This window comes from Kosakonia sp. SOY2 (genome assembly GCF_027109175.1).
In the GTDB taxonomy this organism is placed as follows: Bacteria; Pseudomonadota; Gammaproteobacteria; order Enterobacterales; family Enterobacteriaceae; genus Kosakonia.
On record NZ_JAPVXH010000001.1, the window covers coordinates 562156 to 586225 of the forward strand.

The window sequence follows — 24070 nt, forward strand, 5'->3', positions numbered from 1 at the left end:
TTCGCAAAAACAGACGCTTGAAATCGATCCATGTCACACTTTTTTGCAATTTAACCAGGTAACGACACACGAAGTTCCGTACAAAGAACGACGATTTTTGATGCCATTGAGGATATTTCATTGAAACGCCGTTTGTTTGCTGCTTCTTTGCTGGCGGTTTGCGTTAACCACGCTTACGCCGACGACTTACCTTTTGCCCCTCAGCCCCCGGTAATTCAGGCTGGCTCCTGGGTATTGATGGACTACACCACCGGGCAAATCTTAACAGCGGGCAATGAACATCAGCAACGTAACCCGGCGAGCCTGACCAAACTGATGACCGGCTACGTGGTTGACCGCGCCATCGATAGCCACCGCATCAGCGCTGATGATGTCGTCACTGTTGGAAAAGACGCCTGGGCAAAAGGAAACCCGGTGTTCGATGGTTCTTCACTGATGTTCCTCAAACCGGGCGATCGGCTGACGGTGCGTGATTTGAGCCGCGGTTTGATTGTTGATTCCGGTAACGATGCCTGCGTGGCGCTGGCTGATCACGTGGCGGGCGGGCAGCCGCAGTTTGTTGCCATGATGAATGATTACGTCCAGAAGCTGAATCTGCGTGATACCCATTTTGAAACCGTGCACGGGCTGGATGCACCGGGTCAGCACAGCTCGGCGTATGACCTGGCGGTGCTCTCGCGCGCCATCATTCATGGCGAGCCGGATTTCTACCATATGTACAGTGAAAAAAGCCTGACGTGGAACGGCATTACCCAGCAAAACCGCAACGGTTTACTCTGGGATAAGACGCTGAACGTTGACGGGCTGAAAACCGGCCATACGTCTGGCGCAGGTTTTAACCTGATTGCCTCAAGCGTGGACGGAGAACGTCGCCTGATTGCGGTGGTAATGGGCGCCGACAGCCCGAAAGGGCGTGAAGAGCAGGCACGTAAGCTGCTGCACTGGGGCCAGCAGAACTTTAATACCGTGGAAATTTTGCGTAACGGTAAAAAAGTCGGTAGTGAGCGCGTGTGGTACGGCGATAAAGAGCAGGTTGATGTCGGCACCGATCGGGATTACTGGCTGGTGCTGCCGAAAGCGGAGCTGCAAAACGTAAAAGCCAAATATGTACTGGACAGCAAGGAGCTGGATGCGCCGCTGGCAGCACATCAGCGCGTGGGGGAAATCCAGCTTTATGACCGCGATAAAGTGATAGCGCACTGGCCGCTGGTCACGCTGGATAGCGTCCGCAAAGGCGGCTTGTTCTCGCGTCTTAGTGATTACTTCCACCACAAAGGCTGACACCGTCAGGCGTTGGCTGGAAGGCATGCGAAGTTGCTCGCATAATTGAGCGCTTGCAGATGGCAGGCGCAGGCCTGCCCGTTATACTGTATGTTCGAACAGTAACGCTAAGGGAGTTAGTATGAGCTACACAGTCAAGCAGTGTGAAAAACGCCGTATCGCCGGGTTTCATCTGGTCGGGCCGTGGGACGAGAAAGTTAAACAGGGATTTGCACAGCTGTCGATGTGGGTTGATAACAAGCAGATCCAGCCGCTGGAGTGGATTTGCGTTTATTACGACAACCCGGATGAAGTACCCGCAGAAAAATTGCGGGCGGATGTGGCAATCACCGTTGACGCTGCGTTTCAGGTGCCAGCCAACAGCGAAGGGGTGATGACCACTGAGGTTCCGGGCGGCCAGTACGCGGTGGCGCAGGCGCGGGTTTACAACGAAGAGTTTGCAGCAAGCTGGGATCTCTTTTTCGATGAGTTGCTCGCCGATCAGGCATTACAAATTTCGGCCGGACCCTGTTTCGAAATCTATCGCAACGACGGGCAGCGCGACGGTTACTGGGAGATTGAGATGTATATTCCGGTGGAGTCGAAAGCGCTGTAAGCTGTAAACGCACGCAAAGGGACGTCAGGATCAAACTGGCGTCTCTTTTTTGTTTTAAAAGGTGATCTCTGCGACTGAAAAATCCTACAATTGCGCCTCTTTTTACTACTAGCCCGGAGAACGGCCGTGCGCCGCGACAAATCACTCAGCCCTTTTGAAATTCGTCTTTACCGCCATTATCGCGTCGTTCACGGCGTGCGCATTGCTCTGGCCTTTGTGCTGACTTTCCTGCTGATCCGCCTGCTGGATGTGCCGGAAGGCACCTGGCCATTAATAACGCTGGTGGTGCTGATGGGGCCAATTTCCTTTTGGGGGAATGTGGTACCGCGCGCTTTCGAACGTATCGGCGGCACTATCTTCGGGGCCGCACTGGGGCTGGTAGCGTTAAGGCTGGAGCTGATTTCTTTGCCGCTGATGCTGGTGTGGTGTGCCGTTGCGATGTTTATATGCGGCTGGCTGGCACTCGGTAAAAAACCTTACCAGGCGCTGATTATCGGCGTGACGCTCTCAGTGGTAGTCGGCGCGCCGACCGGGGATATGCATACGGCGCTGTGGCGCAGTGGCGATGTGATCATTGGCTCGCTGCTGGCCATGTTGTTCACCGGCATCTGGCCGCAGCGGGCATTTTTGCACTGGCGCATTCAGATGGCGAATTATGTCACGGCGTTTAACCGGGTCTATCAGGCGGGTTTGTCCCGCAACCTGGTGGAGCGGCCGCGTCTGGAAAAGCACCTGCAAAAAATTCTCAATGACGTGGTAAAAATGCGCGGCTTAATCACGCCAGCCAGTAAAGAAACCCATATCCAGAAAGCGATTTTTGAAGCTATCCAGACCGTCAGCCGTAATTTGGTGTGTATGCTGGAGTTGCAGATCAACGCCCACTGGAGCTCGCGCGCCAGCCATTTTGTCATGATCAATGCGAATACTTTGCGTGAAACGCAGCAGATGACGCAGCAGACGTTGCTGACCATTGCCCACGCGTTGTATGAAGGCAACCCGCAGCCGATTCTGGCAAACACGGAAAAGCTCACTGAGATTGTCACCGAGTTACGCCAGTTAAGCCGCGCGCATCAGGGGGATGCACTGGCCGAAACCTCGATTCATGGTTATGTCTGGTTAAGCCTGGAGCTGGCGCGCCAGCTGGAATTGTTATCGCATTTGATCTGCCGGGCATTGCGCAAATAAGCGGCAGATAGCCGCTGTACACAGTCTGGTTGTTTCGATTCAGCTGGATTTGTGGTTATGATAGGGAAAAGGAAAAATTATTGTCATATGCAACCGCTTTGGGTAGGTTTGCCTCTAAGCTTGTTGCGTTAACGAATCCGAATCTCACATTATCAGGGGTGTAAAAATGGAAACAACCAAGCCTTCGTTCCAGGACGTTCTGGAGTTTGTGCGTCTGTTCCGCCGCAAAAACAAGTTGCAGCGTGAAATTCAGGACGTTGAGAAGAAGATCCGTGATAACCAGAAGCGCGTACTGCTGCTGGATAACCTCAGCGATTACATCAAACCGGGCATGAGCGTTGAAGCCATTCAGGGCATTATCGCCAGCATGAAAACCGATTACGAAGATCGCGTAGATGATTACATCATCAAAAACGCCGAGCTGTCGAAAGAGCGTCGCGACATCTCCAAAAAGCTGAAAACCATGGGCGAACTGAAGCCGGCTGAAACGAAAACCGAATAATGCCTCGCGGTGAGAGGTTCGCCTCTCACCCTTCTTTCACGCCGCCCGCCACCATCTTCAATAAATAATTTTTCGGCCAGTGCGCCGCCAGTTCTCTCTTCGCTAAAAACCGGCAAACCGCCTCCACATCGTGACGTGCCGAATCCAGAAACAAACCCACCACGCTCCCGCTGTGCGCCACGTTCAGACCGTATAAACCGAACTGCTCCACCAGGTTGAGCAGGGTAGTGAACGCAGGTTTCGGCAATAGCGCCTGGCTGGCCATCGCGCTGAGCGTTGCGGCTTCGCCGAGCAGTGCGGCATCTTTTTGCGCGCACGCGCGCTGTAGCATTTGCCACGCGCTGTCCAGTATTTCCGCATTGTCCAGCAGCGCCTGCTGGCGCGCCATCCGGTGATAATCTGCGGTCGTCAGCGTCAGCGGGCTTTCCAGTAGCAGGATCTCGGTGGGCGGCAGCGCGCCACAGGGAATGCGCGTTGCCGCCGTGTTGTGGTCAAACAGCGTCAGGCCTGAAAACAGGGTGCTGTCGGTCGGCTCCAGCGCCACGCAAAGTTGCGCCAGCGTCTCTTCATCCAATGATTGATTGAGGTGCCGGGCCGCCGCCACGGCTGTCGCCGCAATATCGGCGGTGCTACTGGCCATGCCTTTCGCCACCGGAATTGTCGAGTGGCAGTCAATACGCAGGGTCGATGAGAGGGATGCGGGGAGTTGCCAGTGCGCCAGCAGTTGCCTGAGCATCGCGCGGGTGAGCGGGCGTTCATTGGCAAGTGGCGTACCGGTGGTGACTTCGACGTGGCTGTACCACGCCACCGGGCAGGAGACCAGCTTTTCGCCGCCGAGGATCCAGCCCTGGATAATTTCGCCGCAGGATGCGGGACATGCTGCCTGCGCCACGGTGCTTCCCCTTAAAAATAAAAACCGGATAGTGTCACTTCATCCGCGCGAATGCCAGCGTTAACCACTGCCGGTATATGTCCATCAGGGCACGAAGCATACCCTGTTATTGTACTCGCAGATGGCTTTTACCTTCGGCAGGTAAGGATTTTCGCAGGATCGATAGTGCACAGCCTTTTCCGTCAGCGCTATCACCTGACTGCGCCGGTATTTTTTTACCGCCTGAGACGGTGTTGAATTACGCATGAAGTTTCCAGCGCTAAAGATCGGTTGGCGAAAGCTGAATAAATCAGGTGTTGATAAAAACGGGCACGCAATACATTGTCATAGCGCAACAAACTCGCGTTTACACGACGATAAACTGCTTCAGTTTTATTTCCCTGCGGCAATCCAGTGCGCTTTGGGGAAATGTCATGAGAACGCGAACTCTGTTTTCGCGCCGTGACGCAATAAGCCAACAGGTTTTGCCGCCGCTTTTTGCGCGGCTGGGAAGGGGGTGAAAATCCCCCGCAGCCCCCGCTGCTGTGATGCTGACAACCCCGAAAACGCCACTGATCGCCAGATCGGGAAGGACGGGTGAGGATGACGCTAAGCCAGAAGACCGACCTGATGGGCCATTATCAACAACTTCGGTGGGAAGTAGGTTGCTCAGAAGCGAACGGTCGCAAGACCGGGCAAACGCGCGCCTGACTTCAGCTTTCCGCCCGGAATGGGGTGTCAGGAATGTCAAACCGGCGCAGCGCTTTTCTCCTTGCCGGAACCGGCAGCGGCTGTGGGAAAACCACCGTCACGCTGGGGCTGCTCACTGTTTTTAAGCGCCGTGGCTTACGCGTTCAGCCGTTCAAAGTTGGGCCGGATTACCTCGATACCGCCTGGCACAGCGCCGTTTCTGGCGTTGCCTCCCGCAATCTCGACAGCTTTATGCTGCCGGAACCCACGCTAAACGCGCTCTTTAGCGATCATGCTGCCGCATGCGATGTCGCAGTTATTGAAGGGGTGATGGGATTGTACGACGGCTATGGCACCGACCCGGATTATTGCAGCAGCGCCGCGCTGGCAAAACAGCTCGGTGTTGCGGTGATTTTACTCGTTGATGGCAAAGCGGTGTCGACCTCCATTGCCGCCACGGTGATGGGTTTTCAGCACTTTGATCCGCAACTGCCGATTGCCGGCGTTATCGTGAACCGGGTCAACAGCGACAGCCATTTTCAGCTACTTAAACACGCCATTGAACGCTATTGCGCGCTCCCGGTGCTGGGCTATGTCCCGACTACGCCCGGCGTTGCGCTGCCGGAGCGCCATCTTGGGCTGGTGACCGCCCGTGAATCAGTGGTGGAAGCGCGGGTGTGGCACGATTTTGCCGGGCGTCTGGAGCAAACCCTTGATATCGACCAACTGCTGACACTCAGCCAGGTCACGACCCTTCCCGCAGGACAAATGCCACCGTTGCCGGATGTCGTTGCAGGGCTGACGCTGGCATTAGCCTTTGATGAAGCCTTCAATTTTTACTACCCCGATAACCTCGATTTACTGGAGCGTGCAGGTGTGCGCATTGCGCGCTTTAGCCCGCTGCGGGATCGCCAGTTGCCGGAATGCCAGATGCTGTGGCTGGGCGGGGGTTACCCGGAGCTGCATGCGCGGGCGTTATCAGAAAATACCCCGATGCTGGAGGCTATCCGCGCGGCGTATCAGCGCGGTGTGGCGATCTACGCCGAGTGCGGCGGGCTGATGTATCTCGGCACCGCGCTGCGTGATGCGGACGGTGAGGAGTGGCCGATGGCGAATGTGATCCCCGGTCTTAGCGTGATGGGCAGCAAACTGACCCGCTTTGGCTACTGCGAAGCCCGCGCCACGCAACAGACCTTACTGGCGGCGGCGGGTGAAACCCTGCGCGGTCATGAATTTCACTACTCGGATTTCACCGCGCAAACGGCGGCGGTACTTGACTGCCATAAAACCCGCGACGGCGAAGTACTCAAACGCTGGCAGGGCGGCTGGCAGGTTGGCAACACGTTCGCCAGCTACCTGCATCTGCACTTCGCCCAACGCCCGCAAATGCTCAACCACTGGTTTGCCGCCGCAAGGAGCGCGCAATGACGCTGCTTGCCTGGGCTGTGGCCTTTTTACTCGATCGGTTGCTGGGCGACCCGCCGCACTGGCCGCATCCGGTGCGCTGGATTGGCGCGCTGATCAACCTGCTGCAAAGCATCGTGCGGCGCTGTTGCCATAGCGATAACGCGCTGCGCGTGGGCGGCGGTGTGATGTGGCTGGTGGTGGTCGGCGTGAGCTGGAGTCTGGCCTGGGGCGTGCTGGCGCTGGCGAACACCATTCACCCGTGGCTCGGCTGGTGCGTTGAGGTGTGGATGATTTTCACCACGCTCGCCACCCGTTGTCTGGCGGACATGGCGCGGGAAGTGGAAAAACCGCTGCGCGAAGGGCTTCTGGCGCAAAGCCGCGAAAAACTCTCATGGATCGTCGGGCGCGATACCCGCCAGTTGCAGCCGCCGCAAATCACCCGCGCGGTGGTGGAAACGGTCGCCGAGAACACCGTCGATGGAGTGATTGCCCCGCTGTTCTTTTTACTGCTCGGCGGCGCGCCGCTGGCAATGGCCTATAAAGCGGTCAACACGCTGGATTCGATGGTCGGCTACAAACATGAAAAGTACCGCGCCATCGGCATGGTCAGCGCCCGGCTGGATGATGTCGCCAATTTTATCCCGGCACGCCTGAGCTGGCTGCTGCTGAGCGTCGCCGCCTGCTGCTGCCGCCAGAATGCCCGCGCCGCGTTGCGTATTGGTTTTCGTGATCGGAACAATCACAGCAGCCCGAACTGCGCCTGGCCAGAAGGCACCGTGGCGGGGGCGCTCGGCGTGCGCCTTGGCGGGCCAAATGACTACTTCGGCCAACGTGTCGACAAACCCTGGATTGGCGATGACACCCGCGCCATCGACGTGGATGACATCGGGCGAGCCATCCGGATGATGTGGCTGGCCTCGACGCTGGCGCTGGTGCTGTTTGCACTGGTGCGTTTTGTGTGGATGGGAGCCTGAGGATGGAAAAGATGGATTATTTGCAGCAACCGCAGGCTATTGAAGCCAAAAGTTTTGTCATTATCGACGACATCATCAACGAGACTCGCCCCGATTACCGCTTTGCCAGCCCACTACATGAAGCGGTGATCAAACGGGTCATTCACACCACAGCGGATTTCGACTGGCTCGATATCTTATGGTTCTCCTCTGACGCGCTGGAAAGCCTGTGTTCCGCGATTAGACAGGGTTGCACGCTCTACACCGATACCACCATGGCGCTTTCCGGCATTAACAAAACGCTGCTGGCGCAATTCGGCGGCGAAGTGCGGTGCTATATCTCCGATCCGCGCGTGGTGCGCCGCGCCAAAGCCGACGGTATCACCCGTTCGATGGCGGCAGTTGATCTGGCGCTGGGCGAAGAGGGCGGCAAAGTGTTTGTCTTCGGTAATGCGCCCACCGCACTGTTTCGCCTGCTGGAACATAACGCGCCGGTAAGCGGCGTGGTCGGCGTGCCGGTCGGGTTTGTCGGCGCGGCAGAATCGAAAGAGGCGCTGGTGGCGAGCGGTTTACCGGGCATTGCCGCTCGCGGGCGCAAAGGCGGTAGCAACGTGGCGGCGGCGATCGTTAACGCATTGCTTTACAGCCTGCGGGAGGCGCAATGAGCGAACAGGCGTTCGACGATCCGGTGTGGCACAACGGAAAAGCGCTGCGCAAAGGCTATACCACCGGCTCCTGCGCGACGGCGGCGGCGAAAGTGGCAGCGCTGATGGTGCTGCGCCAGCACCTTATTCACCAGGTGTCGATTGTCACGCCATCGGGTGTCACGCTGCGCCTGAACGTCGAATGTCCGCATGTGGAGGGGCTTCAGGCTGTCGCCGCGATTCGCAAAGACGGCGGCGATGACGTCGATGCCACGCACGGCATGATGATTTTTGCCCGCGTCACGCTCAATGATGAGGGGGAGATCATCCTGCGCGGCGGCGAAGGCATCGGCACGGTGACCCGCAAAGGCATTGGCCTGGCGGTCGGAGAGGCGGCCATCAACCGCACGCCGCGCCAGACTATCGAAGCCGCTGTGCGTGAAGTGATTGGCCCGACGCGCGGCGCCGAGGTGGAAATATTTGCCCCGGAAGGGGAAGCGCGGGCGAAGAAAACCTACAACGGCAGGCTCGGTATTCTTGGCGGTATTTCAATTATTGGCACCACCGGCATTGTCACGCCGATGTCAGAAGAGAGCTGGAAACGCGCGCTGGCGCTGGAGCTGGAGTTAAAACGCGCCGCCGGGATGGATCGGGTGATCCTGGTGCCCGGCAACCACGGCGAGCGTTTTGTGCGCGAACATCTGGGCGTATCGGGCGAACTTGTGGTCACCATGAGTAACTTTGTCGGCTACATGCTGGAAGAGGCGGTGCGCCTCGGTTTCCGGCATATCGTGCTGGTCGGTCACCCTGGCAAGCTGGTGAAAATCGCCGCCGGGATCTTTCACACCCACAGCCATATCGCGGATGCGCGCATGGAAACGCTGGTCGCACATCTGGCGCTGCTCGGTGCGCCGCACGCGCTGCTGCTGGCGGTGAGCGAGTGCGACACCACCGAAGTGGCAATGGAACACATCGACGCCGCCGGGTTCAGCCACCTTTACGATCACCTGGCAACCCGAATCTGTCAGCGTATCGACCAGATGCTGCGCTTTACGAACAATCCGCCGCAGTGCGATGCCGTGATGTTCTCCTTTGATAACACCGTGCTGGGCGCGAACCGTCCGGTTGAAGAAATTGCGAGGGATCTCAGATGTTGACCGTTGCCGGAATGGGGCCGGGCAATCTGGCGCTGATGACGCCGCAGGCGCAGGAGGCGGTGGCGCAGGCTGAAGTGCTGGTTGGCGGTAACCGCCACCTGGCGCAGTTCCCCGATTTTGCCGGGCAACGGCGAGCGCTGGATGCCGATATCCCGGCTTTGCTGGCGTGGCTGGAAAAACACGCCGCGCGCAATGTCGTGGTGCTGGCCTCCGGCGACCCGTTGTTTTACGGCATCGGCACGCGGCTGGTGGCGCATTTTGGTATCGAACAGTTGCGCATTATTCCCGGCATCAGCGCCGCGCAGTACCTCTGCTCGCGCACCGGTATTGATATGAACGATATCTGGCTGACCAGCAGCCACGGGCGCGATGTCGATTTCGATGCCCTGGCGCGTGCCAGCAAGGTCGCGATGGTGACCGATGCCCGCTGCGGGCCAAAAGCCATTGCCGATGCGCTGATTTCGCGCGGGGCAGAAAAGCGCTGGCTGGTGATTGGCGAAAACCTCGGTATGGACAATGAACGTATCCACTGGCTGCGCCCTGCGGATGTGCAGGCGCATTACGAAATGAATGTGGTGGTGATCCTCAATGAAAGATGAGCGGTTTATTCGCGGTGAAAAGGTGCCGATGACCAAAGAGGCCGTGCGCGCAGTAGCGCTGTCAAAGCTGGCGCTGCACGATGCTCGCCACCTGATCGATATCGGCGCGGGCACCGGCAGTGTGAGCATCGAAGCGGCGCTGGCGCACCCGCAGTTGCAGGTCACGGCGATTGAACGCAACCCGGCAGCGCTCGGGCTGCTGGAAGAGAATTGTCAGCGCTTTGCTTGTCGCAATATCACCCTGATCCCCGGCGTTGCACCGCTATTCATTGAGCAGCCTGCGGACGCGGTGTTTATGGGCGGCAGTGGCGGCAATCTGACGCAACTTATCGACTGGTCACTGGCGCAGCTTAGGCCCGACGGGCGGCTGGTGATGACTTTTATTCTGCAGGAAAACCTCAGTACCGCACTGGCACACCTGGCCGATTGCCCCGTCACTGCGCTGGATTGCCAGCAACTTCAGGTTTCCCAACTGACCTCGCTTGGCAGCGGCCACTATTTCAAAGCGCATAATCCCGTTTTTTTAATTTCCTGTGAAAAGGAGCAACACCATGGCTGAGCACGCGGATGCACAAACTGTCTGGTTTGTGGGCGCAGGACCAGGCGATAAGGAGCTCATCACGCTGAAAGGGTATCGCCTGTTGCAGCAGGCGCAGGTGGTGATTTACGCCGGTTCGCTGATTAATACCGAACTGCTGGAATACTGCCCGCCAGACGCAGAGTGCCACGACAGCGCAGAACTGCACCTTGAGCAAATCATTGACCTGATGGAAGCCGGGGTGAAGGCCGGGAAAGTGGTGGTACGCCTGCAAACCGGCGATGTTTCTCTGTATGGCTCGGTGCGTGAACAGGGAGAAGTGTTAACCCGCCGTGGTATTCGCTGGCAGGTTGTACCCGGCGTCAGCGCGTTTCTCGGCGCGGCGGCGGAGCTGGGCGTGGAGTACACCGTGCCGGAGGTGTCGCAAAGCCTGATCATCACCCGCCTCGAAGGACGCACGCCAGTGCCGGAGCGCGAACAACTGGAGGCATTTGCCAGTCATCAGACCTCGATGGCGATCTACCTCTCGGTACAGCGTATACACCGCGTGGCGGAACGTTTAATCGAAGGTGGTTACCCACAGACCACGCCAGTGGCGGTTATTTATAAAGCGACCTGGCCGGAAAGCCAGACGGTGCGCGGCACGCTGGCGGATATTGCTGACAAAGTACGCGATGCCGGGATCCGCAAAACCGCGCTGATCCTCGTGGGGGCATTCCTGGGCGAAGAGTTCCACTACTCGCGGCTTTACGCGGCGGATTTTAGCCATGAATACCGCAAAGCCTGAATCGATAGCGCTGTTTTGCCTGACGCCGGGCGGTGTGGCGCTGGCGGCGCGTCTGCAATCTGCGCTGCCGATGACTTGTTTTACCAGTGAGAAACTACTCGCGGCGGGGTTTCAGCCTTTTGACGGCAGTTTTGCGCAGGCGTTGCGCGAGGCGTTTTGCCACTTTTCAGCGGTGATTTTTATCGGTGCAACCGGCATTGCCGTGCGCGTTATCGCCCCGCTGGTGAATGACAAGTTTAACGATCCGGCGGTGATCGTCATTGATGAACGCGGACAGCATGTTATCAGCCTGCTCTCCGGGCATTGCGGCGGTGCGAATGCGCTGGCGCGTTACCTCGCGGCTGTGCTGGACGCCGATCCGGTGATCACCACCGCGACAGACGTGAACGATGTGGCGGCGCTCGACACGCTGGCCATCCAGCTGGATGCGCGAATGCAGGATTTTCGCGCAGCGGTAAAGACCATCAATCAGATGCTGGTCAGCGGTAAACGCGTTGGCCTGTGGTGTGACGCGGCGATGCGTGAGGACGTGGCGCGTTGCGATACACGCGGTTTTATCGCAGTGGATCGCCTCGATGCGTTACCGCAACTGGATGGCCTTGTGTGCGTGACCACTCAAGCGGCGCTGCCGGTTCTCCCTGTGCCTGTTTTCAAACTGGTGCCGAAACGCATTGTGGCGGGGATGGGCTGTCGGCGCGATACGCCGTTTACGCTGCTTTCGGCGCTGTTGCAACGCCAGTTGCAGACGAACGCCATTGACCCGCTGGCGCTGCGTGCGATTGGCAGCATCACCTTAAAGCAGAATGAAAAAGGGCTGATCCAACTGGCGCAAAGCCTGGGCGTGCCGTTTGACGTTTTCACGGCTGAGGCATTGCGGCAGCACGAACACCATTTTCCCGCTTCGGAATTTGTCCGTCACACCGCCGGAGTCGGAAGCGTCTCCGGCCCGGTGGCATGGCTGATGAGCAACGGGCAACTGACTGGCGAAACCCTGCGTGAGCAGGGCGTGACTATTACTTTGGGAGTTTCACACTGATGTTAACGGTAATCGGGATTGGCCCCGGCTCACAGGCAATGATGACCATGGAAGCCGTTGAAGCGCTACAGGCGGCAGAAATTGTGGTCGGTTACAAAACCTATACCCATCTGGTGAAAGCCTTTACCGGCGATAAACAGGTGATCAAAACCGGCATGTGCAAAGAGATTGAGCGCTGCCAGGCGGCGATTGAGCTGGCGCAGGCAGGACATAACGTGGCGCTGATCAGCAGCGGTGACGCCGGGATCTACGGCATGGCCGGGCTGGTACTTGAGCTGGTGAACAAGCAGCAATTTGATGTGGAAGTCCGTCTGGTGCCGGGCATGACCGCCAGCATTGCCGCCGCCGCGCTGCTCGGCGCGCCACTGATGCATGACTTTTGCCATATCAGCTTAAGCGATCTGATGACGCCGTGGCCGGTGATTGAAAAACGCATTGTCGCGGCGGGTGAAGCGGATTTCGTTATTTGCTTCTACAACCCACGCAGTCGGGGCCGCGAAGGCCACCTGGCGCGCGCGTTTGAACTGCTTACGGCCAGCAAAAGCGCCGACACGCCGGTGGGCGTGGTGAAATCTGCCGGGCGCAAAAAAGAAGAGAAATGGCTGACCACGCTTGGCGAGATGGATTTTGAACCCGTCGATATGACCAGCCTGGTGATTGTCGGCAACCGCGCCACTTATGTGCAAAACGGCCTGATGATCACGCCCCGGGGCTACACCCTGTGACCGCCGGGGAAGTGTTGGTTATCGGCGGTACCAGCGATGCACGGCAAATTTGCCAGCAACTGGACGCAGCCAATGTGTGCTACACGCTGTCGGTGGCGACACCGACCGGGCAGCAGCTGGCGGGAAATATTCGCGGTCAGGTGCGCTGCGGGCGGCTGGAGATGCGCGATATGGTCGCATGGCTGCAACACCACGGTACGCGCTGGGTCATTGATGCTTCGCACCCGTATGCCGATGCGGTGAGCCGCAATATTGCCGCGGCCTGCGAGCAGGCACAGGTGCTGCTCAGCCGTTATCAGCGCCCGGAGCAGTTAGCGGATTTAACCCATCCGTTGCTGTTTTATGTCGCCACGCTGGAAGAGGCCTGCGCCAAAGCCCGCGAACTGGGCGAGCGTATTTTGCTGACCACCGGCAGTAAAGATCTGGCGCGCTGGCGCGAAGGCTTGCCGGATAAAACCTTACTGGCACGGGTACTTCCCGTGCCGGAAGTGGTGGCGCAGTGCGCGGAGCTGGGTTTTGGCGTTGGTGATATTTTCGCCCTCTGTGGCCCGTTCAGCGCCGGATTTAACGCCGCGTTTTATCGCCAGTATCGTGTGGAAGTGCTGATCACCAAAGCCTCCGGGGCGGAAGGCGGTTATCTGGAAAAAGTACAGCCCGCGCTGGATGCCAGCATCCCGTGCATCGTCATTGCCCGCCCGCAACCTGCGGTGAGCGGGGAAGAGTTACTCAACAGTCAGGATGCCTTCGCCGGGCGGTTGCGGCGCTGGCTGGCGGCACAGTGAGGAGAACAGCATGAAAAAAGCCCTTCTGGTGGTGAGCTTCGGCACCAGTTATCACGACACCTGTGAGAAAAACATTGTCGCCTGCGAGCGCGAGCTGGCGGCCAGTTGCCCGGATCGCGCCCTGTTTCGCGCGTTCACCTCCGGCATGATCATTCGCAAGCTCAGACAGCGCGACAACCTGCACATTGATACCCCGCTCGAAGCGCTGCAAAAGCTGGCGGAACAGGGTTATCAGGATGTGGCAATCCAGTCTTTGCACATTATCAACGGCGATGAGTACGAAAAAATTGCCCGTGAAGTGCAAACGATGCGCCCGCTGTTTAAACGGCTGGTGATTGGTGCGCCGCTGCTCAGCAGCCATGAAGATTACCTGCATCTGATGCAGGCGCTCTCGCGTCAGATGCCGATGGTCGCTGCGGACGAACGCGTGGTGTTTATGGGCCACGGAGCCAGCCACCATGCTTTTGCCGCGTATGCCTGCCTTGACCATATGATGGCGGCGCATCACTTCCCGGCGCGCGTCGGTGCGGTGGAAAGCTACCCGGAAATCGATGTCATCATCGACAGCCTGCGTCGGGAAGATGTCAAAGCCGTTCATCTGATGCCGCTGATGCTGGTGGCAGGCGATCATGCGATTAATGATATGGCTTCCGATGATGACGATTCGTGGAAAACGCAGTTCGAACGCGTCGGTATCGCTGCCACGCCGTGGCTGCAAGGGTTGGGCGAAAACGCCGATATCCGCGCCATGTTTGTTCAGCATTTACACCAGGCACTCGAACACGCACTGGAGGTGGCGGCATGAGCGGAAAACTCTACGCCCTCAGCACCGGTCCGGGCGCGGCGGATCTTATCACTGTGCGCGGTGCGCGCATTCTCGGAAAGCTGGATGTGCTGTATGCGCCGGCCGGGCGCAAAGGCGGCGACAGCCTGGCATTGTCGATTGTACGCGAGTATCTCGGTGAGCAGACCGACGTGCGCTGTTGTCACTTCCCGATGAGCGCCGACAGCGCGGAAAAAGAGGCGGTGTGGGATGAGGTTGCCGCTGCGCTGGAGGCTGAAGTGCAGGCCGGAAAGCAGGTCGGTTTTATTACGCTTGGCGACGCCATGCTGTTCAGTACCTGGGTGTTTTTGCTGCAGCGCCTGCAACACCCGCAAAATCTGGAGATTGTTCCCGGCGTCACCTCGTTTGCCGCTATTGCCGCGCGGGCGCAAACACCGCTGGCGATGGAACAACAGTCGCTGGCGGTGGTCTCCTGCACCGCGCCGGAAAGCGACATCCGCCAGGCACTGGCGCAGCACGACAGCCTGGTGTTGATGAAAGTCTATGGCCGTTTCGCGCGGATCAAAGCGCTGCTTGCGCAAGCGGGGTTGCTCGACCATGCGCTGATGATGGCAGAAGCCACGCTGCCGGGAGAACAATGCTGGCGGCGGTTGGGCGAGGTGAGCGACGATCAGCCGTTGCCCTATTTTTCGACCATTCTGGTGAATAAACAGTGGGAGAAGGCATAGCAGCGCCCTGATATGCGAGGGCTACCGGTGTTCACCCGCGAGGTTGAGCGGTGTGTGCCAATAATGGAGTAATCATCATATTATCGCCAGCCATGACATTGCTTTATTCTACATGGCTTGTGAGAAGTAAAACGGCACGGCGGGCAGCAGTGCCGCTGTGCAAACATGCCCGCATGCGGGCGACGCAGGTTAAGGAGGCGTCATGACGCAGGCCATTATGCTGCAGGGCACCGCATCGGACGTGGGCAAAAGCGTGCTGGTGGCGGGGCTGTGCCGTATTTTTCATCAGGACGGGTTAAAAACCGCGCCGTTTAAATCGCAGAATATGGCGCTCAACTCGGGTATCACTGCGAACGGTCAGGAGATGGGGCGCGCGCAGATATTTCAGGCCGAAGCGGCGGGTATCCAGCCGGATGTGCGCATGAACCCGGTGCTGCTCAAACCGACCAGCGATCGCAAAGCGCAAGTGGTGCTGATGGGCAAAGTCGCCACCGATATGGACGCCGTGAGTTATCACGACTATAAACCGCGGCTGCGCGAGCAGATTATCCAGGTTTACCAGAGCCTGGCGCAGGAGTATGACGCGCTGGTGCTGGAGGGCGCGGGCAGCCCGGCGGAGATCAACCTGCGCGACCGGGATATCGTCAATATGGGCATGGCAGAGATGGCCGCTTGCCCGGTCATTCTGGTTGCGGATATTGACAGAGGCGGCGTTTTTGCCGCGATTTACGGCACGCTGGCGCTATTACAGGAGCATGAACGCTGGCGGGTGAAAGGGGTGATCATCAATAAATTTCGCGGCGATGTCGCGCTGCTTATCCCGGGAATTAAGCAGATTGAAGAGTTGACCGGCGTACCGGTGATTGGCGTAATGCCGTGGCTGGAGGTCGACCTTGAAGATGAAGACGGCGTGGCGTTACAGCGCGGGAAATACTTGCGCACCGGCGAGCGGGCGCTGGATATCGCCGTGATGCAACTCCCGCATATCTCTAATTTCACCGATTTCAATGCGCTCGCTGCTCAGCCCGACGTACGCGTTCACTACGTGCGCACGCCGGAGGAGCTGCATAGCGCCGATCTGCTAATCCTCCCTGGTAGTAAAAACACCCTTGGCGATCTCAACTGGCTGCTCGAAAGCGGGCTGGCGAAAGCAGTGCTGGAACGTCATCGTGCAGGTGTGCCGATTATTGGCGTCTGTGGCGGGTATCAAATGCTTGGCGAAACCATTATTGATGAGGTGGAGTCCGGACTGGGGCAACAGCCAGGGCTGGGGCTTCTGGAGACGGTGACGCGATTTGCCCGCGACAAAACCACCACCCGAGTCGACGCGAGTTTGCAGGAGACGCTCCCCGGCTGGCTGGCGCCGTGCGCCGGGCTAACGGTGCGCGGGTATGAAATTCATCTGGGTGAAACCACGCGCAGCAATGGTTGCCAGCCGGCGTTATGGCTACAAAAAGCGGGGCAGCGCGTGGCAGACGGCGCAGTCAGCCGTGACGGTCTGGTGTTTGGCACTTATCTGCATGGCTTGTTCGATAGCGACGCGTTCACCCGCACACTGCTTAACGGGCTGCGTCAGCGCAAAGGGCTGCCGCCGCTGGATGCGCGCGTTGATTACGCGCAGTACAAAGCGCAGCAGTTTGATATCCTCGCCGACGCCATGCGTCAGCATGTGGACATTGATCGTATTTATCAAATTATGCAGCAACATCAGGAGCAAGCATGTTAACCCTTGTTACCGGCGGCGCGCGCAGCGGCAAAAGCCGTCATGCTGAATCGCTGGTCGCGGATGCAAAAACGGTGCTCTATATCGCCACTTCACAAATCGTAGATGACGAAATGGCGACGCGGATTGAGCACCACCGGCAGGAACGCCCCCGACACTGGCGCACCGAAGAGCGCTGGCAACAGTTGTCAGCCGTCATTACCCCGCATAACGATCCTGACGAAGCGGTATTGCTGGAATGCATTACGACGCTTGTCACCAATCTGCTGTTTGCTTCTGGCGCGGGCGACGACCCGGATAACTGGGATTACGCCGCGCTGGAAGCGCAGGTTCAGCACGAGATTGAACGACTGATTGCCGCCTGTGCGGCGTGCCCGTCGCCGGTGGTGCTGGTGACCAATGAAGTAGGTATGGGCATTGTGCCGGAAAACCGGCTGGCGCGGCATTTTCGCGATATCGCCGGGCGCGTCAACCAGCGACTGGCGCAGGCGGCAGATCACGTCTGGCTGGTGGTGTCAGGGATTGGAGTCAAAATCAAATGATCAAATTGTTTTTCGCCACGCTCTCTTTTATCAGCCGTTTGCCGGTGCCTGGCCGTTGTGTGCAGGGGCTGGATGTCGCGGAATATGTGCGCGGTATTGTGACCTTTCCATTGGTCGGGCTGCTGCTCGGGGCGCTCAGCGGTGTTGTCGTACTGGCGTTACAACCCTGGTGCGGCGTGCCGCTGGCGGCGCTTTTTGGCGTGCTGGCGCTGGCCTTGCTAACCGGAGGCTTTCATCTGGATGGTCTGGCGGACACCTGCGACGGTATCTTTTCCGCGCGTCGACGCGAACGGATGCTGGAAATCATGCGTGACAGCCGACTTGGTACCCACGGTGGCCTGGCGCTGGTGTTTGTGCTGGTCGCCAAAATCCTGGTTATCAGCGAGCTGCAACTGCGCGGTGTCAGCATCATTGCCGCACTGGCGATGGCCTGCGCCGCCGGGCGTGGTTGCTCGGTGTTACTGATGTTCGGCCATCGCTATGCGCGCGAAGAGGGGCTGGGCAACCTGTTTATCGGTAAAGTTTCCGGCAGAGACACGCTGGTTACGCTGACCATCACTGCGTTGCTGGCAATAGCCATATTGGGCTTGAAAGGGATTATTGCGCTGCTGGTGACGCTGGCGGCGATCTTCCTGCTGGGGCAGATGCTTAAACGCACGCTGGGTGGGCAAACCGGCGACACGCTGGGCGCCGCGATTGAACTTGGCGAAGTGGTATTTCTTCTGGCGCTGCTCTGAACAGCCCGCAACATAACGAGAAACAACATGCAGACATTGACGACACTACTGGCAAGTATCCCGACCCCCAATGACGTAGCAATGGCGCAGGCACAGCGCCACCTGGATGGTTTACTGAAGCCGGTTGGCAGCCTCGGGCGACTGGAAGCATTAGCGGTACAACTGGCGGGAATGCCGGGGTTAAACGGCACGCCACGTAGCGGTGAGAAAGCCATTGTGGTGCTGTGCGCAGATCATGGTGTCTGGCATGAGGGCGTGGCGGTATCACCGCAGGTTGTCACTGCGATTCAGGCGGCGAACATGACGCAGGCGACGACGGGCGTTTGCGTACTGGCCGCGCAGGCCGGTGCAAAAGTACATGTGCTGGATGTTGGCATTGATGCTGATCCGATCCCCGGCCTGGTGAATATGAAAGTCGCGCGCGGCAGCGGCAATATCGCCACCGGCCCGGCAATGAGCCCGCAGCAAGCTGAAGCATTGCTGCTGGAAACGATGCGCTACACCCGAGAGCTGGCGGCGCAAGGCGTGAAGCTCTTTGGCGTCGGTGAACTCGGCATGGCCAACACCACACCGGCGGCGGCGATTGTCAGCGTGCTGACCGGCGAAGAACCTGAACATGTGGTCGGTATTGGCGCAAATTTGCCGGAAAGCCTGCTCGGGCATAAAGCGCAGGTGGTGCGTAAAGCAATTGCCGTCAACCAGCCCAATCCCGCCGATGGCCTTGAGGTGCTGGCAAAAGTGGGGGGATACGATCTGCTGGGAATGACCGGCGTGATGCTCGGCGCGGCATCTTGTGGTCTGCCGGTGGTGCTGGACGGTTTCCTTTCTTACGCGTCGGCGCTGGCGGCGTGTCGCATGGCGCCACAGGTAAAACCGTATCTGATCCCTTCTCATCTGTCGGCGGAAAAAGGGGCGCGCCTGGCGCTGGAACATTTAGGGCTGGAACCGTATCTCAATATGGGCATGCGTTTAGGTGAAGGGAGCGGGGCGGCGCTGGCGATGCAACTGGTTGATGCGGCCTGCGCGATCTACAACCACATGGGTACGCTGGCAGCGAGCAATATCGTGCTGCCGGAGACGAAATAACGATGTCCGTTGCCGGGGGAGTTTTGACTTGCCCGGCATTACCCCTCTTTTTGCATTGCCTGCAACAGCGTATCCAGCAAACCCGGATAGCAGGCGTCGAGATCTTCGCGGCGCAGGGAGATCATATTTTCCCGCCCCTGCGGACGCTGCCAGACCACGCCGCTATCGCGCAGGACGCGCCAGTGGTGCGTCATCGTGGATTTCGCCACATCTTCCGGGCGCAAAGCGTTACAACTTAATTCGCTGCCGTCGGCAAGCCGCTTGATCATCGCCAGGCGCAGGGGATTGCCAAGGGCAAAGAGCACATTTTCAAGGCGAAATTGCTCACGTTCGGGGTGGTTAGCGATCATAATCTTCCTGTGTCGGCGGTGGCTGTGCTGGAAAAGCAGCAGCCCGTATCGGCGGCTGGGCCGGTACTATATGCAAACTGCTTTGCGAAAGCCACGAGGTCAATCGCGGCTCAACCAATCGTAAGAATAGCAAAAATAGTTCGAATATACTCGTACAGTTGTACTATTATAGATGCCGTGAATGAATAGCGGCCAATTCCGGTCGCGAACTAACAGTCAAATGACTAAGGACGCATCATGCCCCGACCCATCCCCCTCGAACGTTATCGTAACATCGGTATCTCCGCGCATATCGATGCCGGTAAAACAACCACTACTGAGCGCATTCTGTTTTATACCGGGATGAGCCACAAACTGGGTGAAGTACACGATGGCGCGGCAACAACCGACTGGATGGCGCAGGAGCAAGAGCGCGGCATTACCATTACGTCTGCGGCGGTAAGCTGCTTCTGGCTTGGTATGGACAGAGGTTTTGAGCCGCACCGCATTAATATTATCGACACCCCCGGGCACGTGGATTTCACCATTGAAGTGGAACGTTCCATGCGTGTGCTCGACGGCGCGGTAATGGTGTATGACTCCGTGGGTGGCGTGCAGCCGCAGTCGGAAACCGTGTGGCGTCAGGCTAATAAATACCACGTGCCGCGTCTCGCGTTCGTCAACAAGATGGACAGACCCGGCGCGGATTTTTTCCGCGTGGTGCAGATGATGATTGACCGCCTGAAAGCCAACCCGGTGCCGATTGTGATCCCTATCGGCGCGGAAGAGCATTTCACCGGCGTGGTGGATTTGATCAAAATGCGCGAAATCATCTGGGATGACGCAACGCAGGGCATGACTTTCAGCTATGGCCCGGTGCCGGATGATCTCATGGCAACCGCGCTGGAGTGGCGTGAGAAGATGATCTCCGCGGCGGCGGAAGCCAGTGACGAGCTGATGGATAAATATCTGGAAACCGGCTCGCTCGACGAAGCGGAAATTATTGCCGGCCTGCGCAAACGCACTTTTGCCGGGGAAATTCAGCCGATGCTGTGCGGCAGCGCCTTTAAAAATAAAGGCGTCCAGCGCATGCTCGACGCGGTGGTGGAACTGATGCCGTCGCCGCTGGATATTCCTGCTATTCAGGGCGTGGATGAAAAAGGCCAACCGGCAGAGCGCCATGCGAATGACGACGAACCGTTCTCGGCGCTGGCGTTTAAACTGATGACCGACCCGTATGTTGGCCAGCTTACCTTTATCCGCGTCTATTCCGGCGTGCTGAAAAAAGGGGATGCAGTTTACAACCCGGTGAAAGGCAAGAAAGAGCGTATCGGACGTATCGTGCAGATGCATGCCAACGATCGCCACGAAGTGGATGAGCTGCGCGCCGGTGATATTGCCGCCTGCGTCGGCCTGAAAGATGTCACCACCGGTGACACGTTAAGCGACCCGGATAAAGTGATCACGCTGGAGCGCATGGAGTTTCCTGAGCCGGTGATTTCGCTCGCTATTGAGCCGAAAACTAAAGCGGATCAGGAGAAAATGGGCATCGCCTTGCAACGGCTGGCGTCGGAAGATCCGTCATTCCGCCTGCATACTGACGAGGAATCCGGACAGACGATTATTTCCGGGATGGGCGAGTTGCATCTGGAAATTATTGTCGACCGCATGAAACGTGAGTTTGGCGTGGAGGCGAATATCGGTCGCCCGCAGGTCACATACCGCGAAACCTTGCGTAAAACCGTGAAGGATATCGAAGGTAAATTTGTGCGCCAGTCCGGCGGTAAAGGTCAGTATGGTCATGTGGTTCTGACGCTTGAACCGCTGGAGCCGGGTAGCGGCTTTGTATTTGAAGACGCCACCAAAGGCGGCGTGGTGCCGCGCGAGTTTATTCCTTCAGTGGAAAAAGGCCTGCGCGAAGCCATGAACAACGGCGTGCTGGCGGGTTACCCGGTGGTCGATGTGAAGGCAACCCTGACATTCGGTTCCTATCACGATGTCGACTCCTCGGAAATGGCCTTCCGCATGGCGGCGATCTTTGGCTTTAAAGAGGGCGCGCGCAAAGCCGATCCGGCAATCCTTGAGCCGATTATGCATGTGGAAGTGGAAACACCGGAAGAGTACGCCGGGAACATCATGGGCGATCTCTCTTCCCGTCGCGGGATGGTGCAGGGCATGGAAGAGCGGTTCGGTAGCCAGATTATCCGCGCCGATGTGCCGCTGGCTGAAATGTTCGGCTACTCGACCACGCTGCGATCCATGTCGCAAGGCCGCGCGACCTACAGCATGGAGTTCCACCACTATGCGGAAGCGCCGCGCAACGTGGCGGACGACATCATCGCCAGCCGTGCGAAAGCGTAACGTCTACGCTGTAACAGCAAACCCCGCTCCGGCGGGGTTTTTTTTGCGTGAAGCCGGGTCGCAAAATCAATGCAACATTGCATTTTGCTGCGGATATTCAGGAATCACGCTTCCATTGCTGTCCCTCTGTGCATGCATAAACCGCCCGAACACCGCATTATTTAAATATAGAATTTGATCTATATAGTTTTTGATCTATATTAATGGGGTGTGCTGTGTGGCAGATAATGATGACGCAGACGTTTGAAAAGTGGTTTGATGCACTGGGTGACAACGATCGCGCCCGTGTGCTGGCGGCGCTGATGGTGCTACGGGTTAAAGGTCCGCAGCTACCAAGGCCTTACGCGGATACGGTAAAAGGCTCGCGTTATAACAATATGAAGGAGCTGCGCATACAAAGCCGGGGTGAGCCGTTTCGGGTCTTCTATGCCTTTGATCCGCAGCGCGTGGGCATATTGCTTTGTGCTGGCAACAAGGCGAGTCATGAAAAACGCTTTTACGATGTGATGATCCAGATTGCAGATCGGGAGCTAACGAGCCATCTGCACCAGCTTAAAATCAAGGAGTAATACGATGAGCAAAACACTTGAGCAGCTAATTGCCGAACAAAAGGCTGATGTTGTCACCGCTGCGCAGTCACTCGCGCAAGAGATGCTGCTCAATATCCATCTTGCGGAGCTGCGTGAGCGGGTACAAAAAACGCAGATCGAAATGGCGCAGGCGCTGGGGCTGAAACAGCCCACGGTAGCGGTGATGGAAAAGCAGGGCCGGGATATTAAACTTTCCACGCTGAAGCGCTACGTGGAAGCGACAGGCAGCAAGCTACGCATTGATATTGAGTTGCCGGATGGCTCGCACTATGGCTTTGCGCTGTGAAGCGATAATGCGCTGTAAAAAAGAGAAAACCCACAAAGCAAACTATGATTAGCACATACCCGTTGCGCCTGAGGATAAGATGATGCGCTGCGTTAAACTTCTTTGTTGTTGTGTTGCGTTACTCTGCGCCCAGGGCGCCCAGGCTGTGAGCTATCCGCTGCCGCCGGAAGGTAGCCGTCTGGTGGGCAGCCCGTTAACTATCACCATTCCTCATGACAACACCTTCCCGCTGGAAGCGTTTGCCGCAAAATACGGACAGGGGCTGAGTAATATGCTCGAAGCCAACCCGGATGCCGATCCCTTTTTACCGAAAGCCGGTTCACAACTGGTTATTCCGCAGCAGGTGATCCTGCCTGCGACTGTTCGCGAAGGCATTGTGATTAACGTTGCGGAAATGCGCCTCTACTATTACCCCAAAGAGTCGAATACGGTGGATATCTTACCGATTGGCATCGGCCAGGCTGGACGCGAAACGCCGCGCAACTGGGTGACTGCGGTGGAACGCAAGCAGGAAGGGCCGACCTGGACACCTACGGCGAATACGCGGAAAGCGTACGAGAAAGAGGGAAAAACCTTACCTGCGTTTGTGCCTGCCGGGCCGGATAACCCGATGGGGCTTTATGCTATTTATATTGGAAAGCTGTACGCTATTCACGGCACGAACGCTAATTTTGGCATTGGGTTGCGCGTCAGTCAGGGCTGTATCCGTTTACGCAGCAATGACATTAAATACCTCTTCGACAATGTGCCTGTGGGAACACGGGTACAGATTATCGACCAGCCGGTCAAAATCACCACCGAGCCGGATGGCAGCAGTTGGGTGGAAGTTCACGAACCGCTATCTCGCAATCGCGCTGAGTTTGAGTCCAGCAATAAAGTGCCGCTGCCTGCCACTCCGGTGCTACATGCATTAATGAAAGACGAAGGCATCGATGCGAACCGCGCAAGCCAGGAACTGGAGCGCCGTTCCGGTATGCCGGTAAATATTAGTGCGCCTGCGGTGAATCATCCGATAGATAAACAACCGCTATAGAATGGTTTATCAATAAATTTGAACCTTAAGGTTAAACAATCGGTATTTATTCTTCTTATGGAGTGCGTAGAGTAAGGGCAATCCTGGACGGGAAATTCCCCCGTCTGCTGATTACCTCT

General features: G+C 57.7%; 26 protein-coding genes and 1 riboswitch. Of the genes, 24 read left to right on the plus strand and 2 right to left on the minus strand.

The window, feature by feature from the left end; all coding sequences use genetic code 11:
- Positions 1–120 precede the first annotated feature (120 nt).
- The 4 genes from dacD (at position 121) to O3S68_RS02550 (ending at position 3563) form a co-directional block, all read left to right on the plus strand.
- Positions 121–1281 carry a serine-type D-Ala-D-Ala carboxypeptidase DacD gene (gene dacD, locus O3S68_RS02535; RefSeq protein ID WP_269230729.1) on the plus strand — a complete coding sequence of 387 codons (1161 nt, stop codon included), beginning with the start codon at positions 121–123 and terminating at the stop codon, positions 1279–1281.
- Positions 1282–1402: 121 nt separating this feature from the next.
- Positions 1403–1876, plus strand: a complete 474-nt coding sequence (gene sbmC, locus O3S68_RS02540) for a DNA gyrase inhibitor SbmC (RefSeq protein ID WP_020454264.1) — start codon at positions 1403–1405, stop codon at positions 1874–1876.
- Positions 1877–2002: 126 nt separating this feature from the next.
- Entirely contained in the window at positions 2003–3061 is a 1059-nt protein-coding gene (locus O3S68_RS02545) for an FUSC family protein (protein ID WP_269230730.1), read from the plus strand.
- A 166-nt stretch (positions 3062–3227) separates the two neighbouring features.
- Positions 3228–3563 (plus strand): DUF496 family protein, encoded by a 336-nt coding sequence (locus O3S68_RS02550; protein WP_020454262.1) that lies wholly within the window; start codon positions 3228–3230, stop codon positions 3561–3563.
- 25 nt (positions 3564–3588) lie between these two features.
- On the opposite strand, the gene O3S68_RS02555 is transcribed toward O3S68_RS02550, so the two are convergent.
- Entirely contained in the window at positions 3589–4455 is an 867-nt protein-coding gene (locus O3S68_RS02555) for an L-threonine kinase (RefSeq protein WP_269230731.1), read from the minus strand.
- 442 nt (positions 4456–4897) lie between these two features.
- Positions 4898–5079: riboswitch (cobalamin riboswitch) on the plus strand.
- Between the two features lie 99 nt (positions 5080–5178).
- On the opposite strand from O3S68_RS02555, the gene O3S68_RS02560 reads away from it, so the two are divergent.
- The 16 genes from O3S68_RS02560 to cobT all read left to right on the plus strand — a co-directional run bounded on the left by O3S68_RS02560 (position 5179) and on the right by cobT (position 19352).
- Positions 5179–6552, plus strand: a complete 1374-nt coding sequence (locus O3S68_RS02560) for a cobyrinate a,c-diamide synthase (RefSeq protein ID WP_269230732.1) — start codon at positions 5179–5181, stop codon at positions 6550–6552.
- The gene (cbiB, locus tag O3S68_RS02565) at positions 6549–7505 is read left to right on the plus strand and encodes an adenosylcobinamide-phosphate synthase CbiB (RefSeq protein ID WP_269230733.1); all 957 of its coding nucleotides are present in this window, start codon (positions 6549–6551) and stop codon (positions 7503–7505) included. Before O3S68_RS02560 ends, cbiB begins: the two co-directional genes overlap by 4 nt.
- An 11-nt stretch (positions 7506–7516) precedes the next feature.
- The gene (locus tag O3S68_RS02570; RefSeq protein WP_269231646.1) at positions 7517–8149 is read left to right on the plus strand and encodes a cobalt-precorrin-8 methylmutase; all 633 of its coding nucleotides are present in this window, start codon (positions 7517–7519) and stop codon (positions 8147–8149) included.
- Positions 8146–9285 carry a cobalt-precorrin-5B (C(1))-methyltransferase CbiD gene (gene cbiD, locus O3S68_RS02575; RefSeq protein WP_269230734.1) on the plus strand — a complete coding sequence of 380 codons (1140 nt, stop codon included), beginning with the start codon at positions 8146–8148 and terminating at the stop codon, positions 9283–9285. The genes O3S68_RS02570 and cbiD overlap by 4 nt, the downstream gene beginning before the upstream one ends.
- Positions 9279–9884, plus strand: coding sequence for a cobalt-precorrin-7 (C(5))-methyltransferase (locus O3S68_RS02580; RefSeq protein WP_269230735.1), 606 nt, complete (start codon positions 9279–9281; stop codon positions 9882–9884). The genes cbiD and O3S68_RS02580 overlap by 7 nt, the downstream gene beginning before the upstream one ends.
- Positions 9874–10443, plus strand: coding sequence for a decarboxylating cobalt-precorrin-6B (C(15))-methyltransferase (locus tag O3S68_RS02585; RefSeq protein ID WP_097405700.1), 570 nt, complete (start codon positions 9874–9876; stop codon positions 10441–10443). The genes O3S68_RS02580 and O3S68_RS02585 overlap by 11 nt, the downstream gene beginning before the upstream one ends.
- The gene (locus O3S68_RS02590) at positions 10436–11209 is read left to right on the plus strand and encodes a cobalt-precorrin-4 methyltransferase (RefSeq protein ID WP_200550506.1); all 774 of its coding nucleotides are present in this window, start codon (positions 10436–10438) and stop codon (positions 11207–11209) included. Before O3S68_RS02585 ends, O3S68_RS02590 begins: the two co-directional genes overlap by 8 nt.
- Positions 11190–12245 carry a cobalt-precorrin 5A hydrolase gene (gene cbiG, locus O3S68_RS02595; RefSeq protein WP_269230736.1) on the plus strand — a complete coding sequence of 352 codons (1056 nt, stop codon included), beginning with the start codon at positions 11190–11192 and terminating at the stop codon, positions 12243–12245. The genes O3S68_RS02590 and cbiG overlap by 20 nt, the downstream gene beginning before the upstream one ends.
- Positions 12245–12970, plus strand: a complete 726-nt coding sequence (locus O3S68_RS02600) for a precorrin-3B C(17)-methyltransferase (protein WP_269230737.1) — start codon at positions 12245–12247, stop codon at positions 12968–12970. Before cbiG ends, O3S68_RS02600 begins: the two co-directional genes overlap by 1 nt.
- Positions 12967–13752, plus strand: coding sequence for a cobalt-precorrin-6A reductase (locus O3S68_RS02605; protein WP_160269577.1), 786 nt, complete (start codon positions 12967–12969; stop codon positions 13750–13752). The genes O3S68_RS02600 and O3S68_RS02605 overlap by 4 nt, the downstream gene beginning before the upstream one ends.
- A gap of 10 nt (positions 13753–13762) precedes the next feature.
- Positions 13763–14557, plus strand: coding sequence for a sirohydrochlorin cobaltochelatase (cbiK, locus tag O3S68_RS02610; protein WP_269230738.1), 795 nt, complete (start codon positions 13763–13765; stop codon positions 14555–14557).
- Entirely contained in the window at positions 14554–15264 is a 711-nt protein-coding gene (locus tag O3S68_RS02615) for a cobalt-factor II C(20)-methyltransferase (protein WP_269230739.1), read from the plus strand. The genes cbiK and O3S68_RS02615 overlap by 4 nt, the downstream gene beginning before the upstream one ends.
- A 202-nt stretch (positions 15265–15466) precedes the next feature.
- The gene (locus O3S68_RS02620) at positions 15467–16990 is read left to right on the plus strand and encodes a cobyric acid synthase (protein ID WP_269230740.1); all 1524 of its coding nucleotides are present in this window, start codon (positions 15467–15469) and stop codon (positions 16988–16990) included.
- Positions 16984–17529, plus strand: coding sequence for a bifunctional adenosylcobinamide kinase/adenosylcobinamide-phosphate guanylyltransferase (cobU, locus tag O3S68_RS02625; protein ID WP_269230741.1), 546 nt, complete (start codon positions 16984–16986; stop codon positions 17527–17529). Before O3S68_RS02620 ends, cobU begins: the two co-directional genes overlap by 7 nt.
- Complete coding sequence (gene cobS, locus O3S68_RS02630) at positions 17526–18266, plus strand: adenosylcobinamide-GDP ribazoletransferase (protein WP_269230742.1); 741 nt, start codon at positions 17526–17528, stop codon at positions 18264–18266. The genes cobU and cobS overlap by 4 nt, the downstream gene beginning before the upstream one ends.
- A 27-nt stretch (positions 18267–18293) precedes the next feature.
- The gene (gene cobT, locus O3S68_RS02635; protein ID WP_269230743.1) at positions 18294–19352 is read left to right on the plus strand and encodes a nicotinate-nucleotide--dimethylbenzimidazole phosphoribosyltransferase; all 1059 of its coding nucleotides are present in this window, start codon (positions 18294–18296) and stop codon (positions 19350–19352) included.
- 38 nt (positions 19353–19390) lie between these two features.
- Here cobT and O3S68_RS02640 read toward each other — a convergent pair whose 3' ends face one another.
- On the minus strand, positions 19391–19702 hold the full coding sequence (locus O3S68_RS02640) for an ArsR/SmtB family transcription factor (protein WP_020454244.1): 312 nt from the start codon (positions 19700–19702) through the stop codon (positions 19391–19393).
- A 237-nt stretch (positions 19703–19939) separates the two neighbouring features.
- Between O3S68_RS02640 and fusA the strand changes: the two genes are divergently transcribed.
- The 4 genes from fusA to ldtA all read left to right on the plus strand — a co-directional run bounded on the left by fusA (position 19940) and on the right by ldtA (position 23951).
- Positions 19940–22042 (plus strand): elongation factor G, encoded by a 2103-nt coding sequence (gene fusA, locus O3S68_RS02645; protein WP_269230744.1) that lies wholly within the window; start codon positions 19940–19942, stop codon positions 22040–22042.
- Positions 22043–22257: 215 nt separating this feature from the next.
- Positions 22258–22611, plus strand: coding sequence for a type II toxin-antitoxin system RelE/ParE family toxin (locus O3S68_RS02650; protein ID WP_174240571.1), 354 nt, complete (start codon positions 22258–22260; stop codon positions 22609–22611).
- Positions 22612–22615: 4 nt separating this feature from the next.
- On the plus strand, positions 22616–22918 hold the full coding sequence (locus tag O3S68_RS02655; protein WP_045510571.1) for a helix-turn-helix domain-containing protein: 303 nt from the start codon (positions 22616–22618) through the stop codon (positions 22916–22918).
- A gap of 82 nt (positions 22919–23000) precedes the next feature.
- Positions 23001–23951 (plus strand): L,D-transpeptidase, encoded by a 951-nt coding sequence (gene ldtA, locus O3S68_RS02660; RefSeq protein ID WP_269231647.1) that lies wholly within the window; start codon positions 23001–23003, stop codon positions 23949–23951.
- Positions 23952–24070: the final 119 nt, after the last annotated feature.

Excerpts from the sequence above, each read along its gene's own strand:
- fusA (WP_269230744.1), top strand. The coding sequence starts at position 19,940 with ATGCCCCGACCCATCCCCCTCGAACGTTATCGTAACATCGGTATCTCC.
- O3S68_RS02620 (WP_269230740.1), top strand. The coding sequence starts at position 15,467 with ATGACGCAGGCCATTATGCTGCAGGGCACCGCATCGGACGTGGGCAAA.
- cobT (WP_269230743.1), top strand. The coding sequence starts at position 18,294 with ATGCAGACATTGACGACACTACTGGCAAGTATCCCGACCCCCAATGAC.
- cbiG (WP_269230736.1), top strand. The coding sequence starts at position 11,190 with ATGAATACCGCAAAGCCTGAATCGATAGCGCTGTTTTGCCTGACGCCG.
- O3S68_RS02640 (WP_020454244.1), bottom strand. The coding sequence starts at position 19,702 with ATGATCGCTAACCACCCCGAACGTGAGCAATTTCGCCTTGAAAATGTG.
- O3S68_RS02615 (WP_269230739.1), top strand. The coding sequence starts at position 14,554 with ATGAGCGGAAAACTCTACGCCCTCAGCACCGGTCCGGGCGCGGCGGAT.
- O3S68_RS02580 (WP_269230735.1), top strand. The coding sequence starts at position 9,279 with ATGTTGACCGTTGCCGGAATGGGGCCGGGCAATCTGGCGCTGATGACG.
- O3S68_RS02585 (WP_097405700.1), top strand. The coding sequence starts at position 9,874 with ATGAAAGATGAGCGGTTTATTCGCGGTGAAAAGGTGCCGATGACCAAA.
- O3S68_RS02655 (WP_045510571.1), top strand. The coding sequence starts at position 22,616 with ATGAGCAAAACACTTGAGCAGCTAATTGCCGAACAAAAGGCTGATGTT.
- cobU (WP_269230741.1), top strand. The coding sequence starts at position 16,984 with ATGTTAACCCTTGTTACCGGCGGCGCGCGCAGCGGCAAAAGCCGTCAT.
- O3S68_RS02590 (WP_200550506.1), top strand. The coding sequence starts at position 10,436 with ATGGCTGAGCACGCGGATGCACAAACTGTCTGGTTTGTGGGCGCAGGA.
- cbiD (WP_269230734.1), top strand. The coding sequence starts at position 8,146 with ATGAGCGAACAGGCGTTCGACGATCCGGTGTGGCACAACGGAAAAGCG.
- O3S68_RS02560 (WP_269230732.1), top strand. The coding sequence starts at position 5,179 with ATGTCAAACCGGCGCAGCGCTTTTCTCCTTGCCGGAACCGGCAGCGGC.
- ldtA (WP_269231647.1), top strand. The coding sequence starts at position 23,001 with ATGCGCTGCGTTAAACTTCTTTGTTGTTGTGTTGCGTTACTCTGCGCC.
- O3S68_RS02550 (WP_020454262.1), top strand. The coding sequence starts at position 3,228 with ATGGAAACAACCAAGCCTTCGTTCCAGGACGTTCTGGAGTTTGTGCGT.
- O3S68_RS02570 (WP_269231646.1), top strand. The coding sequence starts at position 7,517 with ATGGATTATTTGCAGCAACCGCAGGCTATTGAAGCCAAAAGTTTTGTC.
- cbiK (WP_269230738.1), top strand. The coding sequence starts at position 13,763 with ATGAAAAAAGCCCTTCTGGTGGTGAGCTTCGGCACCAGTTATCACGAC.
- cobS (WP_269230742.1), top strand. The coding sequence starts at position 17,526 with ATGATCAAATTGTTTTTCGCCACGCTCTCTTTTATCAGCCGTTTGCCG.
- cbiB (WP_269230733.1), top strand. The coding sequence starts at position 6,549 with ATGACGCTGCTTGCCTGGGCTGTGGCCTTTTTACTCGATCGGTTGCTG.
- O3S68_RS02600 (WP_269230737.1), top strand. The coding sequence starts at position 12,245 with ATGTTAACGGTAATCGGGATTGGCCCCGGCTCACAGGCAATGATGACC.
- sbmC (WP_020454264.1), top strand. The coding sequence starts at position 1,403 with ATGAGCTACACAGTCAAGCAGTGTGAAAAACGCCGTATCGCCGGGTTT.